A 16,927-nucleotide genomic window follows, 5' to 3' on the forward strand; every position below is an offset into this window, starting at 1 on the left:
ACGCGGTCCCTTCGTCTATCGGTTAGGACGTCAGGTTTTCAACCTGAAAAGAGGGGTTCGACTCCCCTAGGGACTGCCACCGTAACCTTCTTCCTCACACTTTTTGCGCGCGTCCGATTTTCTGAACGGAATGTGCGAGCCTGTGTCAAAAACGTCATATATTGCGTCAAGGCTACGCCAAGCGACATAATTACCGCTTTTTTACTCGCATTAAGCGATATTTTCGCATATCGTCTCAAAAAAGAGAGGGGCAGGGGTGCTGCCCATTTAAAAATATCCATGTTATAGTGCTCGCGCAGTAGATTATTCGTGGGCTTGGTGAGGAATATGAGTTTGTACGATTACGCAAAGAGCAGCGAGGCGGAAGACGTAAAGGCTATTTCCGGTCGCGTGAAGTGGTTCGATGCCGGCAAGGGCTATGGCTTCATCGTGCCTCAATCCCCCGAATTGACCGGCATGCGTGATGTGCTGCTGCATGTATCCGCACTGCGTGATCTGGGGCGTGATCTGGCGCACGAAGGTGCCGCCATTGAATGCAAGATCGCCAAGCGTGCCAAGGGCTGGCAGGTTATTCAGATCACAGCACTGGAAGACAGCGGCAGCGGCCCTGTACGCGAGGCGCGTGATCCGGCGGCTGTGCGTTCGACGCATAACGTGCAGGCAACCATAGGTGATCTCGAAGCGGCGACCATCAAATGGTTCAACCGCACTAAGGGCTATGGCTTCGTTGTGCGTGGCAATGATCCGACGGACATCTTCATCCATATCGAAACGCTGCGTCGGTTTGGCCTTGAGGACGTTCAGCAGGGTGACACCCTGATGGTGCGCTTCGGCGAAGGCCCCAAGGGGCTGGTCGTGACCGAGGTCCAGCCAAAGGCAATGGCCTGAGCGGAAAAAGGGCCTTGAAACGGCCATTGAATCCGGCGAATTTCCAACGGAGGCGATGTTTCGCCTCCGTTTTTCTTTGCAGGTGTGAACGGTGAGGTCTGTGTACAAAGCCTTTCGGTGGTCTCTGGCACTCATGATGGCGGCGCTGTCGCCCGCCTTGCCGGCCCATGCTCAGACTTCTGCGGCAACGGCTGCCGCACCGGCGGAAGTGGCGCACTACACCTATCGCGTCGTGAAGGTCTATCCGCATGACCCGCAGGCCTTTACGCAAGGCCTGTTCATTCAGAATGGCCGTTTGTTTGAAAGCACCGGCATGGCGGGGGCCTCGTCGCTGCGCGAAGTTGATCTGACCACCGGCGAGATCAAACGCAAACACGATATTGCACGGCCCTATTTTGCCGAAGGCGTGGCACCGTGGGGTAATGCCATCATTGGCCTGACCTGGACGCACGGCAAGGCCTTCGTCTGGGATCGTGACAGTTTCGCGCCAAAGGGGGAGTTCGCTTATACGGGCGAGGGCTGGGGCCTCACCGGTGATGGTACGCACCTGATCCTCAGCGACGGCAGCGACCGTTTGCGTTTTCTGGACCCGCAGACCTTCAAGGTGGTCAGTGAAGTGCCGGTGACCCTGCGCGGCGAGCCCATCGAGATGCTCAATGAGCTGGAATATATCGGCGGGCAGGTCTACGCCAATGTCTGGCAAACCGACTATATTGTCCGCATCGACCCTAAAGACGGCAAGATCAACGGCATAGTCGATCTGAAAGGTCTGATGGCCTATGGCCCGGCCATTACGCAGCGCATCGACGTTCTGAACGGCATTGCCTTTAATCCGGAAACGAAGCATCTGCTGGTCACCGGTAAATACTGGCCGGCGCTGTTTGAGATCGAACTGATCGACAAGGCGACGGGCAAACCCTATGAGTTCCGGTAACTTTATGATCAAGCACACAAAATGGCTCCCGCTCTTTCTGCTTCTGGCGGCCTGTCAGCCGAAACCGCCGGAGCGCGAGGCGCTTCAGGTTTTGTCGGGTGGCACCACCCACGCGTTTCAGGTCGAAATCGCTGATGACGAACAGGAACGCGAAACCGGCCTGATGAACCGCGATAGCCTGCCGGCCGGGCAGGGGATGCTGTTCCTGTTTCCGGATGCGCGCGAGCGTGCCTTCTGGATGAAGAATACGCATATACCGCTTGATATTATTTATATTTCTAAGTCAGGCGAAGTGATTTCCATTCAGAAGAACACGATGCCGATGAACGAAACGCCGCTGCATTCGTTCGGCCCGGCGGCGGCGGTTCTGGAAATCAATGGCGGTCAGGCCGATGTTTTGGGGATCAAGCCGGGCGACCGCATTACGCACCGCTTCTTTGAAGGCAAGGGGCCGATGCCGCAATAGACGCTTGTTCTGTGGGCGGTGTGTAAAACGGCTTGCGGAACCGGCTTTGAAGTGGCATGTAGCGCGCCTTGCCTGCGGGTAAGGTGTCGGGGTGTAGCGCAGCCTGGTAGCGCAGCTGTTTTGGGTGCAGCAGGTCGGAGGTTCGAATCCTCTCGCCCCGACCATCAATAAAAAAGGCACTGCCCTATAGGCAGTCCCTTTTTTATTGATCTTCAGAGCAGGGTTCGAACCGATAAGAGGTTCGACGCGCTCAAAGAGCGTAGCGTTAGCGCACCGAAAATGCCCAAGTGATGATCAAGAGGCGGAGCCTGCTTGATCACACGCAGACGCGGCGGAGCGGAGCCACATCGACCCGAAAGGGCGATGGACGCCGAAGGCGCCCGAAGGGTAAGCCGCGTTAAAACGCGGCGCATCAATCCTCTCGCCTGACTCGGCCGCAATACCCATCTTCACCTTTCCCGGATGCATCCGCCGAGACTCTGCGGTATTATCACTGTATTGGCAGCCGCTATAAACCCATAGCGGCACCCGTTCGGATGCACCCCATGAGCCGCGCCATCGCCGTCCTCACAGGTCTCGCTGCGCTTCTGTTACTCACCGCCGGCGTACCGTTGCGCGGGCCGCTGACCGATCCGGAGTGGGTGGTTTGGGGGGCGGGGGTAGCGGCTTTTGTTGTCGTGATGTTGGGCTTACTGGCTGTGTTAAAGCGGGGCGTATTGCACGCACTGGTTCATCTGATGGTCGCCTCTCTGCTGACCATCGCCGCCGGTTGGGTGATTCAACACGCGCAAAAGGCGGTTGTGGATCGGCTGATCATCTGCCTTTTGGGCCTCGGTGTGCTGACCGTATGGACACTGTGGGCCGCAAGCGGCTTCGCTGTGGGTAAGCGACCGCCAAATTCCGATGACGATAGCTTCCTGCCGCTTTAGATCATTATGATTTCTGTTAGAAACATAATGATCCAGTTTTTTGTTTAGTCCCTCGCCGGGCGGTGGCTTCGCCACCTTGGCCGCCGCCTCAATGGCGGCTTGAGCGGAATGATTCCAATAGAAATCATTCCGCTCTAACGCTTCCGACCCTTGTAATTTTCCGACCAGCTTATGATCGGAAGCACGGGAATCCCCCACAATATGCCGGACAGACCGTAATACAGCAGTTGCACCAGATCGTTGTCGGGCAGCTTTTCGCCGATGCTGGAAACGATCACCACATAGACGGCCAGAAACACGACAATGCCGATACAGGCGATCACACGGCGCACCGGCAGGCTGAGACCCTTTGTCGCATCTGTGCTCATCGGTTTACCCGCTTCATTTCTTGACGTTCACTTTTTCGATGGCGCGCGTCAGATGAAACAGCGCCAGAAGACCGGCCGAACCCGCACCGGCGGCCCTGAGCGTCGTATAGAAGCGATCCGGATAAATATCGAGAATATGGATGAAAAACGTCATCAGGATCGCCCCGAAAATGCCCACAAACATATTGATGATGGCGCTGTAGCGGCTCTTGGTCAGGTTGTTGGCGATCCAACCGACGATGAACCCCGTCATACCGGCCAGAATCCAATCCTGAACACCCATTTGTGGAACCTTTCACATTTTTCCGTCGCGCGTCGCTTGAATTTCACCCCTCCCTGTGGGCAAATCAAAAGGCACGGCCAATGCCTATTACAGGTTATTTCGCCGCAGTTGAACAGGTCCGCTCGACGGAACCCAACAATTATTTTCAGTGAGGCGTAACGGTGAGGCTTCCGCTCAAATCTCCTTCCGTGGCCATCTGGCTCTCTATTGTGGCCGCTATGGTCGTGCTGATCGTTATGGTTGGTGGCGCCACGCGCCTGACCGGCTCAGGCCTGTCGATCACCGAATGGAAGCCCATCCACGGCGTAGTGCCGCCGCTGAATGACGCCCAATGGGCCGAAGAGTTCACTAAGTACCAGCAGATACCGCAGTACAAGCAGGTGAATGCGAACATGTCGGTGGCGCAGTTCAAATTCATCTTCTGGTGGGAATGGGGTCATCGCCTGCTGGGTCGCCTGATCGGTGCCGCGGTCCTTATCCCCTTTATTGTCTTTTTGTTCATGCAGGCCATCCCGCAGCGCCTGATCTGGCGGTGTGCCTTGCTGGTCGGGTTGGTCGGCGTGCAGGGGACGATCGGCTGGTGGATGGTGCATTCGGGACTGGCCAACCGCATCGACGTCGCCCCCGAACGCCTGATGACGCATCTCAGCCTGGCCCTGGTCATCATGATCTTTGCCATATGGACGGCCAACGAAGCCTTACACGGCCAATCGCGCGGGCATGGCGCGCCGGGTGGCTGGGTTGCTGCCGTCGCCGGTCTGTTTGGCCTGACCTTCCTGCAATCCATGCTGGGCGCGCTGGTCGCCGGTAACGATGCCGGGCTGGTCTATAATGACTGGCCGCTGATGGGCGGGCGTATCGTGCCCTTTGTCGATTATTCCAAAGGCCTGTGGCACGTCTTCGTCCACGATCAGGGCATGGTGCAGGTCCTGCACCGCTTTAACGCCTATATCCTGCTGCTCTATGCCACGGCTCTGGTCCTGTGGCTGTGGCGGCGCTGCCTCGATGACGGTATGCGCCTGATCGCCGCCGCCTTCGGTGTGCTGGTTTGGTGTCAGGCCGCTCTCGGCGTCGCGACTCTGTGGACCAATGTACACATCGCCTTTGGCCTGCTGCACCAGTTGGGGGCTGTCCTGCTGCTCATTCTGGCCACCCTGCTGCTGTGGAAGGTCGCCCGCGCCGATCGCGACTTCCGCCGCCGTAATTTTTAAACGTGCCTCCTCCCTGTGCCGCAGGCATGGGGAGGTGGATTTTTGCCTGAAAGGCAAAAAGACGGAGGGGGAGGCGAAGCCGAAAGGAAAGACGCAGGGGCCACAGGCCCCTGCACCCCATCACCTATCCGCGCTCAAACCTAAGATACAGCGCGTGACGGAAGGATTATTTGGGGGCGCAGCCCCCGTTTTATTTTGCAGATAATCACAGGTCGTGCCGCTTGGGCGCCCAGTTGTGGGGTGTGGGGGCTTTGAAGTGCGCTACCGCTTCGCTGTTTGAGCGCAGGCCCCACGTCTTTCTTACCCCTTGACCGCCTCAGTGCTGAACTGATCCCACGGGCCGGTGATGGCCAGAGTCCAGCCGGGGTTTTGCAGGTTGACGAACATGGTCGAGCCGTCGGGCGAGAAGCAGACACCGGCCCATTCTGAATTGGTCGGTTCGGTATTGCGGGCGAAGGTGGTGACCTTCCCCTCGCGCGTAATGATCTTCAGGTGGTTTTTCAGCGTGTCGGAATAGCGGTCTTCGCAGGCAAAGAGCTGACCGCGCGGCGAAACGACGATATTGTCTACATAGTCGAACAGCAGATCGTTGTTGGGCTCGGCAAAGAGCTGGATACGACCGGGGGCGCGGGCTTCCTGCGCCGTGCCTTCGTAGGGGCTCGGCACATAGCGCATGATCTGGCCGTTTTCACCGGGACCGCCGGAGGTGCAGGTGAAGTAAAGCTCGCCTTCGCCGAAGAAGATGCCTTCCTCGCGTGCGAACTGCGCCGCACCTTTGGCGTGGGCGCGGGTGCGCAGGTCGTTATTGGGGCTTTCGACCTCATCAAGATCAACCCACTCGCTTTCGAACCAATCGCCCTGCTTCCAGAAGAAGCCGGTCTTGTTGTCGGTCAGGGCGTGCGGCTTGCCCTTGATGACCAATGCTTGCAGTTTACCGCCTTCCAGAAGCTTGCCCGGCACCTTGGGGATGAAGCGATAGAAGGCCGAGTCCCCGGCATCTTCGGTCAGATAGACTATACCGGTCTTGGGATCGACGGTCACGGCCTCGTGCTCGAAGCGGCCCATGGCCTTGATCGGCTCGGCCTTGACAAGACCTTCGGCGCGCGCGGGGACTTCGAAGACGTAACCGTGGTCCTTGCCGACGCCGTTCGGTGCCTGCTGCGAGCTTTCCTCACAGGTCAGCCACGAGCCCCAGGGCGTCGGGCCGCCCGCGCAGTTGGTCGAGGTGCCGATCAGCGACAGGTGATGGCTGACCAGTTTCTGTTCCTTAATGTTATATACCAGCGTCGTTGTGCCGCCGTGCAGGGGGCGACCGTCGGGCGCGAAGTCATAGACCTTGGCCGCATCGACCTTGCCGAACAGTTCGTTCTGCGCGCCGAACGGGCCGATCTTGCTGAGGCTGTGCTTGATTTCGTGATTGCGCACCAGCAGCACCGTGTCCGGGCCGTGCGGGAAACAGGCCATGCCGTCGTGCTTGCCCGGCACGATCAGGCCGTCGCTCATGGTTTCCCCCTGACGCGAGAAGATGCGGTAGGAGAAGCCAGCGGGCAGGTCGGCGATACCGTTGGGGTCCTTCACCAGCGGACCATAGCCTTCGATCTGATTGACATAGGTGTCAGGGGCGTTTTCGGTCAGGCGGTGGGCCGCGGCGGCCTTGCTGATCCACAGCGCCATGCCAGTAAAGGCCGCAGAGGTGGCCAGAGACGAAGAGAGGAGGGTGCGGCGGGACAGCGACATGGAAACACCTTTGCGCATAAGGGACACTACCGTTTGGAATCGGATGCGCCTTATGTAAAGACAGGCGGGAACAGAATTATGACGATTTGATACGGTAATTTAATACCCAATTCAAAAATATCAATAAAAACAATTGTCTGTTTCAATTTTTGTCAAAAATAAGGGTTGACGCGGCCATTTGCCTCGTCTATACGCTCCCGACTTTTCCGGCGGTGGCGTCTGTCACGGCGGGAAGCACCCGTTTAAAACCCCGGATTTCACCAAAGGGATCTCCCATGCTTACCTCTGCGACCGCGGCGCTCAAGCCCGCCAATGTCGAGAAGAAGTGGATCGTGATTGACGCCCAGGACGCCGTTGTTGGCCGTCTGGCTTCGTTCATCGCCATGCGTCTTCGCGGCAAACACAAGCCGGACTACACCCCGCACGTCGATTCCGGCGACTACGTCATCGTCATCAATGCCGACAAGGTGCACTACACCGGCAAGAAGCTGACGGACAAGATCTTCTACTGGCACACCGGTCACCCCGGCGGCGTCAAGCAACGCACCATGGGTCAGATCCTCAGCGGCAAGTACCCTGAGCGCGTTCTGACCAAGGCTGTCGAGCGTATGCTGCCCAAGGAATCGCCGCTGGCCCGCGCCCAAATGACCCACCTGCGTATCTACGCCGGTTCGGAGCACCCCCACGAAGCTCAATCGCCGGAAGTCATCGACTTCAAGGCCCTGAGCCGCAAGAACGTCCGGAGCGTCTAAGAATGTCTGAAGTTCAAGCTCAAGGCCTCGAAGCCCTCGCTTCCCTGTCGTCGAACCCTGAAAATGCGCCGGTCGAGCGCGTTCAGCAACTCGACAAATACGGCCGCGCCTATGCCACCGGCAAGCGTAAGAACGCCGTCGCCCGCGTCTGGATCAAGCCGGGTTCGGGCAAGTGGATCATCAATGACCGCGCGCAGGAAATCTATTTCGCGCGTCCGGTTCTGCGCATGATGATCGCTCAGCCGCTGAACCTGACCGACCGTGCGTCACAATTCGACGTCATCGTTTCGGTCCACGGTTCGGGTCTGTCGGGTCAGGCCGGCGCCATCCGTCACGGCCTGTCTAAGGCACTGACCTATTATGAGCCCGCCCTGCGCCCGGCGCTGAAGGCCGCTGGCTTCCTGACGCGTGACTCGCGCGTCGTCGAGCGTAAGAAGTACGGCCGCGCCAAGGCCCGCCGTTCGTTCCAGTTCTCGAAGCGTTAAGGGTGGTCTTGGGGGAAACGTGGTTTCCCCCAAGTGCCCCCTTCCGGAATACGGAGAAAAACACCCTCGGGGCGACCCGACGGTGTTTTTCGCTTTTTATGCCCTGCATTTCATCATAAAACCCGATCCAATTTCTCCTCCCCTGCGCAAACGGGGGAGGTGGCATTGAGCGTCGCGAAATGACGGAGGTGACAAACGTCTCCTCGTCATAAGCCCCTCCGGCGGGACAAGCCCGCCACCTCCCCCGTAAACAGGGGAGGAGGAAAGGAAAAGTCATGTCCCATAAGGTTTTCATCGACGGCGAAGCCGGCACCACCGGTCTGCAAATCCGCGAGCGGCTGGAAAAGCGCCCGGAGATCGAACTGATCCGCCTGAGCGATGATCGCCGCAAGGACACCGAAGCCCGTCGCGAAGCGCTTAATGCCGCCGATGCTGTCATCCTTTGCCTGCCCGATGAGGCCGCTAAAGAAGCCGTCGCCCTGATCGAAAACCCGGACGTGGTGGTGATTGACGCTTCGACGGCCCACCGCGTCGCTGAGGGCTGGACCTACGGCTTCCCCGAAATGACCGAGGATCAGCGCGATCTGATCCGCGCTTCAAAGCGGATCAGCAATCCCGGCTGCCACGCCACCGGCTTCATTGCCCTGACGCGGCCTCTGGTCGAGCTGGGCGTCCTGCCGCCCTTCTTCCCGATGGTGGCCACGTCGCTGACCGGCTATAGCGGCGGCGGCAAGGCGATGATTGCGGAGTTCGAAAACGGGCAAGGACGTGAGCGCATCTATGCCACCGGCCTGACACACAAGCACCTGCCGGAAATGCAACTCTATGCCGGACTGGAAACCGCCCCGATCTTTTCGCCGACCGTTGCCAGTTTTGCGCAAGGCCTGATCGTCGAGGTGCCGCTGCACCTGTGGGCCCTGCCGGATGCGCCTGACCTGCCCACCATCTACAATATCCTCACCGCCCACTATGCCGGTGAGCCGTTTGTGCGTGTCGCTTCGCCTGAAGAAACGGCAGCGGCGACCTCCGTCAATGGCGATGCCTTGCGCGACACCAACCAGTTGCTGATCCACGTCTTTGGTCAGGAAGATGGTGACACGGCCAATCTGGTGGCGGTGTTCGACAATCTGGGCAAGGGAGCGTCGGGCGCAGCGGTGCAAAATCTCAACCTCGTGCTCGGCCTCGAAGAAACCGCCGGACTGCTTTGATATGAAAGCGGTTTGGCTCGCTCTGGCTCTCACGGTTGCGCCGGTTTCTGGCCAGGCCGCCCCGGCATCCCCCACCGCTTCGGTGGCGCCGGTCGCGGAAAAGGCTGAAACCTCTGAACACAAGGGCGGCTTTCCCTGGGTGACCTTCATCATCCTGTTTGTGGTGTTTGGCGGCTTGACGATGTTCCGAAAAAAGGACCAATCTTCCCCCGATGTGACGGATAAGGACAAGGCGTCGTAATGGGACCTCTGACCAGCATTGCCATTCTTCTGATGATCTGGTGGGTGACTCTGTTTGCCATTCTGCCGTTTGGCAATGTGAGCCATCACGAAGCCGGTATCGAGACCAAGGACGGTGGCGATCCCGGCGCGCCGATCTTCCACAATCTCAAAAAGAAGCTGCTGATCAACACGGTCGTGGCCGTGGTGGTGTGGGCCATTGTTATGGTCATCGTGCAGTTTGGCCTCATTCCGCTGCCGGAAATCCCCGCGGCCTGATCGGCCCGTCCTATTTCCGCCTTTTTAGCATTGATCAATGACGGCGAAGCTGGCTAGTACAAGGCCAGTTTGCCGCAATCCCAAGGTTCCCTGCCCATGCGCCTGTCGCGCTATTTGCTTCCGCTGCTTAAGGAAAATCCCTCCGAAGCCCAGATCGTTTCGCACCGTCTCATGCTGCGTACCGGCATGATCCGTCAGGAGGCCGCCGGCATCTATGCCTGGCTGCCGCTGGGGCTGCGGGTGCTGCGCAAGATCGAAAAGATCGTGCACGAGGAAATGCAGCGTGCCGGCGCGGTTGAGCTTCTGATGCCGACCCTGCAACTGGCCGATCTGTGGCGCGAGTCGGGTCGCTATGACGACTACGGTCAGGAAATGCTGCGCATCAAGGACCGTCATGAGCGCGAGATGCTCTATGGTCCGACCAATGAAGAAATGATCACGGAAATCTTCCGTGGCACGGTAAAGTCCTACAAGGACCTGCCGATGAACCTCTACCACATCCAGTGGAAGTTCCGCGACGAACAGCGCCCGCGCTTCGGCGTCATGCGCGGCCGTGAGTTCCTGATGAAGGACGCCTATTCGTTCGACATCGACGAGGCCTCGGCGCGCAAGGCCTATAACCGCATGTTCATCGCCTATCTCAACACCTTCAGCCGTCTGGGCCTGAAGGCGGTGCCGATGCGCGCCGACACCGGCCCGATCGGCGGCGACCTCAGCCACGAATTCATCATCCTTGCCGAAACGGGCGAAAGCGCGGTCTTCTGCCATAAGGATCTGGTTGATATGCCGGCGCCCGGTGCCGATGTGGACTGGGACGATCTGCAAGGGCTGGTCGATCAGCGCACGTCGCTTTACGCCGCCACCGAAGAAATGCACGACGAGGCGGCCTTCAATGCCGTTCCGGCGGACAAGCAGTTGTCGGCGCGCGGCATCGAAGTCGGTCACATCTTCTATTTCGGTGAGAAATATTCTGCGCCGATGGGGGCTAAGGTCTCCGGTCCCGACGGTTCGCAAGTCAATGTGCACATGGGCTCTTACGGCGTCGGCGTATCGCGCCTGATCGGCGGCATTATCGAAGCCAGCCACGACGAGGCGGGCATCATCTGGCCCGAAAGCGTCGCGCCCTTCGACGTGGCCCTGATCAATCTGCGCGTCGGTGACGAAGCCTGCGATGCGGCCTGCGACAAGGCCTATAAGGCACTGACGGCTGCCGGACGTGACGTGCTTTATCACGATACGGACGACCGTCCGGGTGCCAAGTTCGCCTCGATGGACCTGATCGGTATTCCGTGGCAACTGATCATCGGGCCCAAGGGCATTGCCGAAGGTCAGGTCGAAATCAAGCACCGCGCCACCGGCGAACGCCACACGGCGGCCTTCGATGCCGTCCTTGAACAACTGACCAAGGCAAAATGATGAAGGGGCTGTTGTCGCTGTTTTCTTTCTCCGCGTGGGAAACCGATCTGGCGCTCAGATATCTGCGCACCAAACGCAAGGACGGCGGCATCGCCCTCATCGCCATAATCAGCTTTATCGGCATCACGCTGGCCGTAGGTGTTCTGATCATCGTCATGTCGGTGATGAACGGCTTTCGCGACGAGCTGATGTCGCGCGTGCTGGCCTTTAACGGCCATCAGTTCGTGGCGGGCGAACCCCTGACCGACTGGAACGGCCGCGACGCCATGCTCAAGCGCCTGCGCGCCATTCCGGGCGTCATCGAAGCCTCGCCCTATGTGGAATCGCCGGGTCTGGCGCAGGGGCCATTTTCGCAAGCCGGACTGGCCTATATGCGCGGTGTCGATGTGGCCGCGTTGAAAAACACGCCGATCATCCGCGACAATATCAAATCCGGCTCGCTCGATGGCTTTGGCGTGGGCGAATATGGCGGTGACGTTATTCTCATCGGTGAAGGTCTGGCCAGCCAGATGAATGTGCGCGTCGGTGACGAACTGACGCTGTTGTCGCCGTCGGGCAGCACCGCCTTCGGGGCCATGCCGCGCCGCAAGCCCTATGTGGTGGGTGGCATCTTCAAGAGTGGTGTGTCGGAACTGGACGCCGCCTTTGTCTTCATGCCGTTACAACAGGCGCAACTCTTTTTCGACCGCGAGGACGAGTGGGACGCCGTCGAAATCAAGGTGAAAGACCCCTATAATATCAAGGACTACTACCCGGCTTTTCGCAAGGCCGCGGGGGATAAGGCTGTTCTGCTCGACTGGACGCAACGCAATGCGCCATTGTGGAACGCGCTTCAGGTCGAACGCAACGTGATGCGCCTGATTCTCATGCTGATCGTACTGATCGCCGCCATGAACATCATTTCCGGCATCGTCATGCTGGTGAAGAACAAGACGCGCGATATCGCCATCATGCGGACCTTAGGCGCGGATCGCACTTCGATTACCAAGATATTCTTCCTGTCGGGGGCGATTATCGGGGCGACCGGCACGGTGCTGGGCGTCGCCATTGGCACGCTGTTCTGCATCTTTATCCGCCCGATCCAGCAGATCGTCGAAGCCCTCTTCAATGTGAAGGTCTTCAATGAAGAGGTCTATTACCTGGCCTATATCCCGGCCAAGGTTGAACCCACCGAAGTGCTGATCATCGTTGGCTTTTCGATGATCGCTACCTGCGTGGCCACCCTGTTCCCGGCCCTGTGGGCCTCCAAGCTCGAACCCGTGGAGGCCCTGAGATATGAGTGATGTGGTGCTGTCCCTGCGCGGCCTGGTGCGCGCCTATCCCATCGCCGATGGTCGCACGCTGGACGTGCTCAAGGGCGTTGATCTCGACCTGCGCGCTGGTGAAGTGGTCGGGTTGATCGGGCCATCCGGGTCTGGCAAGTCGTCGCTGCTGCATTGTATCGGTTTGCTGGAATCGTCCGAAGAGGCGCAACTGACCATCGACGGGGAAGACTTTACGCGCGCCAGCGAGGCCGCCCGGACCCGCGCACGCCTGCACAAGATCGGTTTTGTCTATCAGTTTCATCACCTGTTGCCGGAGTTTACGGCGCTGGGCAATGTCGCCCTGCCGCAGCGGGTGCTGGGTCTGCCGCTCAAACAGGCGGAAACGCGGGCGAGGGGGCTTCTTGAGCAGTTGGGGCTGGGCGAACGTCTTGACCACCAGCCGGCGCAACTGTCGGGTGGTGAACAGCAACGCGTAGCCATTGCCCGCGCTCTGGTCAATGGCCCGCGCCTGCTGCTGGCCGATGAGCCGACGGGCAATCTCGATCCCCAGACCTCTCAACAGGTCTTCGACGCCCTGAGGACGATCGTCAAGGCGCAGGGGGTCGCGGCCTTGATTGCGACCCACAATCTGGAACTGGCCGGGCATATGGACCGCGTGGTCAGCCTCAAGGACGGCCGTCTGGTCGAAACGGCTCCGGGAAGCCTGTAAAATTATATCATTTTAAATCAACGATATACATGATTTGTTCACGCTGTTGATAAAAGAGTGTTGACGGGGAACAAAATAAGAATATAGAACAAAGCATGAATTGATCATCTGTTCTTTCAGGGGACAAACCATGCTGGCCATCCATAACGTATTGTCTTTCGCCGCCGTTGCCGCTTTTGTGGCGCTTGTCTGTCAGGCGGCTATGCTGATCGGGTGAATCGTCCGACAGTAGCCGCCCTGCGAACCGCACGGAGAGGCTTTTGAGATGAGCGACGGTTTTGTCCATCTGCGGGTACGATCGGCCTATTCCCTTCTGGAAGGTGCGATCAAGGCCTATGATATGGGCAAGCTGGCGGCCAAGGCGAAGATGCCGGCCATCGCCATCTGTGACCGTGCTAACCTGTTTGGTGCGCTCGAATTTTCTCAGGTGTGTAAAGATTCGGGCGTGCAGCCCATTATCGCCTGCGCCCTGCCGGTCAAGGGTATAGGCGGCGCCCTCAGCGACCGCTGGGCCAAGATACCGACCATTGTCCTGATCGTTCAGAATGAGCAGGGCTATCTCAACCTCACCGAACTGTCGTCCAAAGCTTATCTCGATATTGAGGCGACGGACGAACCGCATGTCCTGTGGGAAGAGGTGGTCAAGCGCGCCGAGGGCCTGATCCTGCTGTCGGGCGGTCCGGACGGTCCGATCAACCCGCTGTTCAAACAAAACCAGCCCGACGAAGCCAACGCGGCACTGAAGGACATGCACGCCGCCTTCGGGGACCGCTTCTATATCGAGCTTCAGCGGCACGACGGGTCGCCGCATGGCGGTATCCGCGGGGATTCGGCGGAAAGCGGGCTGGTGCAATTTGCCTATGCGCATGACGTACCGCTGGTGGCGACCAATGACGCCTACTTTGCTGACCGCGACATGTTCAAGGCGCACGAGGCGCTGCTGTGTATTTCCGACAGCACCTTTATGGGCGTGGCCGACCGGCGCAAGGTGACCAAGGATCACTGGCTGAAGCCGCCGCTGCTGATGCGCGAGGTGTTCTCGGATCTGCCCGAAGCCTGTGACAATACGCTGGAAATCGCACGCCGCTGTGCCTTTCTGGTCAGCAAGCGCGATCCGATCCTGCCGCGCTTCGATACCGGAGCCGGGCGCTCAGAAAACGAAGAACTGGCCTTTCAGGCGCGTGAAGGCCTGAAAATGCGTCTGCAACAGGTCGAACCGGCCTTCCCGGAAGAAGACTACTGGGCGCGTCTCGACCGGGAGGTGGGCGTCATCCAGAAGATGGGCTTCCCCGGTTACTTCCTGATCGTTTCGGACTTTATCAAATGGGCCAAGGCGCACGACATCCCCGTCGGGCCGGGCCGGGGGTCGGGGGCCGGTTCGCTGGTCGCGTGGGCACTGACCATCACCGACCTTGATCCGCTGCGCTTTGGTCTGCTGTTCGAACGTTTTCTCAATCCGGAGCGGGTTTCCATGCCCGACTTCGATATCGACTTCTGTCAGGAACGCCGCGAAGAGGTGATCACCTACGTTCAGGAAAAATACGGCCGTCAGCGTGTGGCACAGATCATCACCTTCGGCACGCTTCAGGCGCGCGCCGTGCTGCGCGATACCGGACGGGTGATGCAGTTGCCGCTGGGTCAGGTGGACCGTCTGTGTAAGATGGTGCCGAACAACCCGGCCAACCCGACCACTTTGGCTCAGGCTGTCGAAATCGAACCTCGTCTGCGCGAAGCCCGCGACGAAGAAGAATCTGTCGCCAAGCTGCTGGATACGGCGCTGAAACTCGAAGGCCTGTACCGCAACGCCTCGACCCACGCCGCGGGTATTGTGATCGGCGACCGTCCGCTGACCGAGCTGGTGCCGCTGTATCGTGATCCGCGTTCCGACATTCCGGCGACGCAGTTCAATATGAAGTGGGTCGAAAGCGCCGGTCTGGTCAAGTTTGACTTTCTGGGTCTGAAGACCCTGACCACGCTGAACCGCGCTTGGCATTATCTGAAAAAGCGTGGGCTTGAGGTCGATTTCTCCACCCTGCCACTGGATGACAAGACCACCTATGAGCTTCTGGCGTCAGGTCAGTCGATCGGCGTGTTCCAGCTCGAAAGTCAGGGGATGCGCGACACCCTGCGCAAGATGCGTTGCGGGTCTATCGAGGAAATCACCGCGCTGATTTCGCTCTATCGTCCGGGCCCGATGGACAATATCGACACCTATGTCGATCGCAAGTTCGGGCGCGCCGACATCGACATGCTCCACCCCTCTCTGGAGCCGGTTCTGCGGGAAACCTACGGCGTCATCATCTATCAGGAACAGGTGATGCAGATCGCCCAGATCCTGTCGGGTTACAGCCTCGGCGAAGCCGATCTGCTGCGCCGGGCCATGGGTAAAAAGAAGAAAGAGGAAATGGACTTGCAAAAAGCAAGGTTTATTTCCGGTGCCAAGGAGAAGGGGGTTCCTGAAAAGCAGTCGGACTCGATCTTCGAACTGGTGAACAAGTTTGCCGGCTATGGCTTCAACAAATCCCACGCGGCCGCCTATGCCTTCATTTCGTACCAGACGGGCTGGCTGAAGGCCAATCATCCGGTCGAATTCTTTGCCGCCAACATGAGTCTCGATATCACCAATACCGACAAGCTGGCGGTATTTTATCAGGACGCGCGGCAGTTCGGGGTGACCATTCGGCCGCCTGATATCAACCGCTCAAAGGCCGATTTTGATGTGGAAAATGGCGAAGTGCTGTATGCGCTTGGGGCTATCCGCAATGTCGGTCTCGAAGCCATGCACAGTGTCGTGGCCGTGCGTGAAGCGGGCGGGCCGTTCAAGGACATTTTCGACTTCCTTGAACGCATCGACCCTAAGGCGGTCAATAAGCGTGCTATCGAAAATCTGGCGCGGGCCGGAGCCTTCGACTCGATCCACCCCAACCGGGCACAGATTATCCAGAGCGCCGATCTGCTGATCGCGCATGCTCAGAGCATGGCGGCGGAACGCGCTTCGGCACAGGTTAGCCTGTTTGGCACAAATGACTCATCGCGCCCGCGCCTGCCCAACATCCCCAAGGCCTCAGGGCCCGATGCGCTGGACGAAGAACTGTCGGCAGTGGGCTTCTATCTCTCCGGTCACCCGTTGCAGGACATGGTCGATGTCTTCAAACGCCGCAATGTGACCCTGTACGCCGAAGCCCTGGCCCTCGCTCAGGAAGGGCGCGAAGCCTTTCGCATGGCCGGGGTGGTGCGCCGTCGTCAGGAGCGCGCCTCGGCCCGTACCGGGGAGAAATTCGCCTTCGTCAACCTTTCGGATCCCAGCGGCGAATATGAAGTGATGTTCCAGCCGGAAGCCCTGCGAAAATATCGCGAACATCTGGAACCCGGTCAATCGATCCTGCTCAAGGTCCGCTGCAAGGGCTCAGACGGCGAAGTGCGTATGTTTGGCGAGTCGGCCGAACCCATGGCCGGAGCCCTGAAAACGGACGATATGGGTCTGCGCCTGACCGTATCCCCGCGCGGCTTTGATGTGGACGCTTTCAAAATGCAATTGGATGCCGCGCGCGGACAGGGCGGGGAAATCACCCTCCTCAGTGAGATCGACGGGCACGAGGTCGAATTGAAAATGCCGCACCGCTATCGTCTGGACGCCAGCCTGCGCGGGGCCTTGAAGGCGATGAATGGCGTCCTATATTGTGAAGACGTTTAGGGGAGACGAAACGACCTGACCGCCGTCATTGTCTCTTCGGGCGCAATTTCCCCTAAAATCACTTGATTTTTGTGCCGATTGTGC

Annotated in this window: 18 protein-coding genes and 2 tRNA genes; 16 read left to right on the forward strand and 4 right to left on the reverse strand. The window is 59.0% G+C overall.

Translation table 11 applies throughout. The annotated features are described in order from the left end of the window. Positions 1 to 4: 4 nt before the first annotated feature. The 6 genes from Q0072_RS03075 (at position 5) to Q0072_RS03100 (ending at position 3,217) form a co-directional block, all read left to right on the forward strand. Positions 5 to 79, forward strand: a tRNA-Glu gene (locus Q0072_RS03075). A gap of 248 nt (positions 80 to 327) precedes the next feature. Beyond that, positions 328 to 888, forward strand: a complete 561-nt coding sequence (locus Q0072_RS03080; protein WP_126423717.1) for a cold-shock protein — start codon at positions 328 to 330, stop codon at positions 886 to 888. A gap of 100 nt (positions 889 to 988) precedes the next feature. Next, positions 989 to 1,822, forward strand: coding sequence for a glutaminyl-peptide cyclotransferase (locus tag Q0072_RS03085; protein WP_298325583.1), 834 nt, complete (start codon positions 989 to 991; stop codon positions 1,820 to 1,822). A 4-nt stretch (positions 1,823 to 1,826) separates the two neighbouring features. Further along, entirely contained in the window at positions 1,827 to 2,288 is a 462-nt protein-coding gene (locus tag Q0072_RS03090; RefSeq protein WP_298325584.1) for a DUF192 domain-containing protein, read from the forward strand. 87 nt (positions 2,289 to 2,375) lie between these two features. Beyond that, positions 2,376 to 2,452, forward strand: a tRNA-Pro gene (locus Q0072_RS03095). Between the two features lie 381 nt (positions 2,453 to 2,833). Beyond that, on the forward strand, positions 2,834 to 3,217 hold the full coding sequence (locus Q0072_RS03100; protein WP_298325586.1) for a hypothetical protein: 384 nt from the start codon (positions 2,834 to 2,836) through the stop codon (positions 3,215 to 3,217). Between the two features lie 134 nt (positions 3,218 to 3,351). On the opposite strand, the gene Q0072_RS03105 is transcribed toward Q0072_RS03100, so the two are convergent. Both Q0072_RS03105 and Q0072_RS03110 read right to left on the reverse strand, forming a co-directional pair. Then, entirely contained in the window at positions 3,352 to 3,585 is a 234-nt protein-coding gene (locus tag Q0072_RS03105) for a DUF2842 domain-containing protein (RefSeq protein ID WP_298325588.1), read from the reverse strand. 13 nt (positions 3,586 to 3,598) lie between these two features. Next, positions 3,599 to 3,868 (reverse strand): transglycosylase, encoded by a 270-nt coding sequence (locus tag Q0072_RS03110; protein WP_272742640.1) that lies wholly within the window; start codon positions 3,866 to 3,868, stop codon positions 3,599 to 3,601. 161 nt (positions 3,869 to 4,029) lie between these two features. Here Q0072_RS03110 and Q0072_RS03115 point away from each other — a divergent pair, with 161 nt between their 5' ends. Continuing rightward, positions 4,030 to 5,079 (forward strand): COX15/CtaA family protein, encoded by a 1,050-nt coding sequence (locus Q0072_RS03115; RefSeq protein WP_298325598.1) that lies wholly within the window; start codon positions 4,030 to 4,032, stop codon positions 5,077 to 5,079. Between the two features lie 300 nt (positions 5,080 to 5,379). Here the strand turns inward: Q0072_RS03115 and Q0072_RS03120 are convergent, their stop codons facing one another. Beyond that, a complete protein-coding gene (locus tag Q0072_RS03120; protein ID WP_298325601.1) occupies positions 5,380 to 6,816 on the reverse strand; it encodes an alkaline phosphatase PhoX in 1,437 nt (478 codons plus the stop codon). 275 nt (positions 6,817 to 7,091) lie between these two features. Here Q0072_RS03120 and rplM point away from each other — a divergent pair, with 275 nt between their 5' ends. The 8 genes from rplM to Q0072_RS03160 all read left to right on the forward strand — a co-directional run bounded on the left by rplM (position 7,092) and on the right by Q0072_RS03160 (position 13,149). Next, entirely contained in the window at positions 7,092 to 7,568 is a 477-nt protein-coding gene (rplM, locus tag Q0072_RS03125; RefSeq protein WP_272742643.1) for a 50S ribosomal protein L13, read from the forward strand. 2 nt (positions 7,569 to 7,570) lie between these two features. Further along, a complete protein-coding gene (gene rpsI / locus Q0072_RS03130) occupies positions 7,571 to 8,053 on the forward strand; it encodes a 30S ribosomal protein S9 (protein WP_298325604.1) in 483 nt (160 codons plus the stop codon). A gap of 275 nt (positions 8,054 to 8,328) precedes the next feature. Beyond that, complete coding sequence (gene argC, locus Q0072_RS03135) at positions 8,329 to 9,261, forward strand: N-acetyl-gamma-glutamyl-phosphate reductase (protein WP_298325607.1); 933 nt, start codon at positions 8,329 to 8,331, stop codon at positions 9,259 to 9,261. Position 9,262: 1 nt separating this feature from the next. Then, positions 9,263 to 9,502, forward strand: coding sequence for a hypothetical protein (locus tag Q0072_RS03140; protein ID WP_298325609.1), 240 nt, complete (start codon positions 9,263 to 9,265; stop codon positions 9,500 to 9,502). Further along, positions 9,502 to 9,759, forward strand: a complete 258-nt coding sequence (locus Q0072_RS03145) for a DUF1467 family protein (RefSeq protein ID WP_298325612.1) — start codon at positions 9,502 to 9,504, stop codon at positions 9,757 to 9,759. The genes Q0072_RS03140 and Q0072_RS03145 overlap by 1 nt, the downstream gene beginning before the upstream one ends. Before the next feature lie 96 nt (positions 9,760 to 9,855). Further along, entirely contained in the window at positions 9,856 to 11,175 is a 1,320-nt protein-coding gene (proS, locus tag Q0072_RS03150; RefSeq protein WP_298325663.1) for a proline--tRNA ligase, read from the forward strand. After that, positions 11,175 to 12,458 carry a lipoprotein-releasing ABC transporter permease subunit gene (locus Q0072_RS03155; RefSeq protein WP_298325666.1) on the forward strand — a complete coding sequence of 428 codons (1,284 nt, stop codon included), beginning with the start codon at positions 11,175 to 11,177 and terminating at the stop codon, positions 12,456 to 12,458. Before proS ends, Q0072_RS03155 begins: the two co-directional genes overlap by 1 nt. Next, a complete protein-coding gene (locus Q0072_RS03160; RefSeq protein ID WP_298325615.1) occupies positions 12,451 to 13,149 on the forward strand; it encodes an ABC transporter ATP-binding protein in 699 nt (232 codons plus the stop codon). Before Q0072_RS03155 ends, Q0072_RS03160 begins: the two co-directional genes overlap by 8 nt. A gap of 7 nt (positions 13,150 to 13,156) precedes the next feature. Here Q0072_RS03160 and Q0072_RS03165 read toward each other — a convergent pair whose 3' ends face one another. Then, entirely contained in the window at positions 13,157 to 13,435 is a 279-nt protein-coding gene (locus Q0072_RS03165) for a hypothetical protein (protein ID WP_298325618.1), read from the reverse strand. On the opposite strand from Q0072_RS03165, the gene dnaE reads away from it, so the two are divergent. Continuing rightward, entirely contained in the window at positions 13,415 to 16,843 is a 3,429-nt protein-coding gene (gene dnaE / locus Q0072_RS03170) for a DNA polymerase III subunit alpha (RefSeq protein ID WP_298325621.1), read from the forward strand. The two genes, Q0072_RS03165 and dnaE, sit on opposite strands and share 21 nt — an antisense overlap. Positions 16,844 to 16,927: the final 84 nt, after the last annotated feature.

Source organism: Asticcacaulis sp. (assembly GCF_027484505.1).
In the GTDB taxonomy this organism is placed as follows: Bacteria; Pseudomonadota; Alphaproteobacteria; order Caulobacterales; family Caulobacteraceae; genus Asticcacaulis.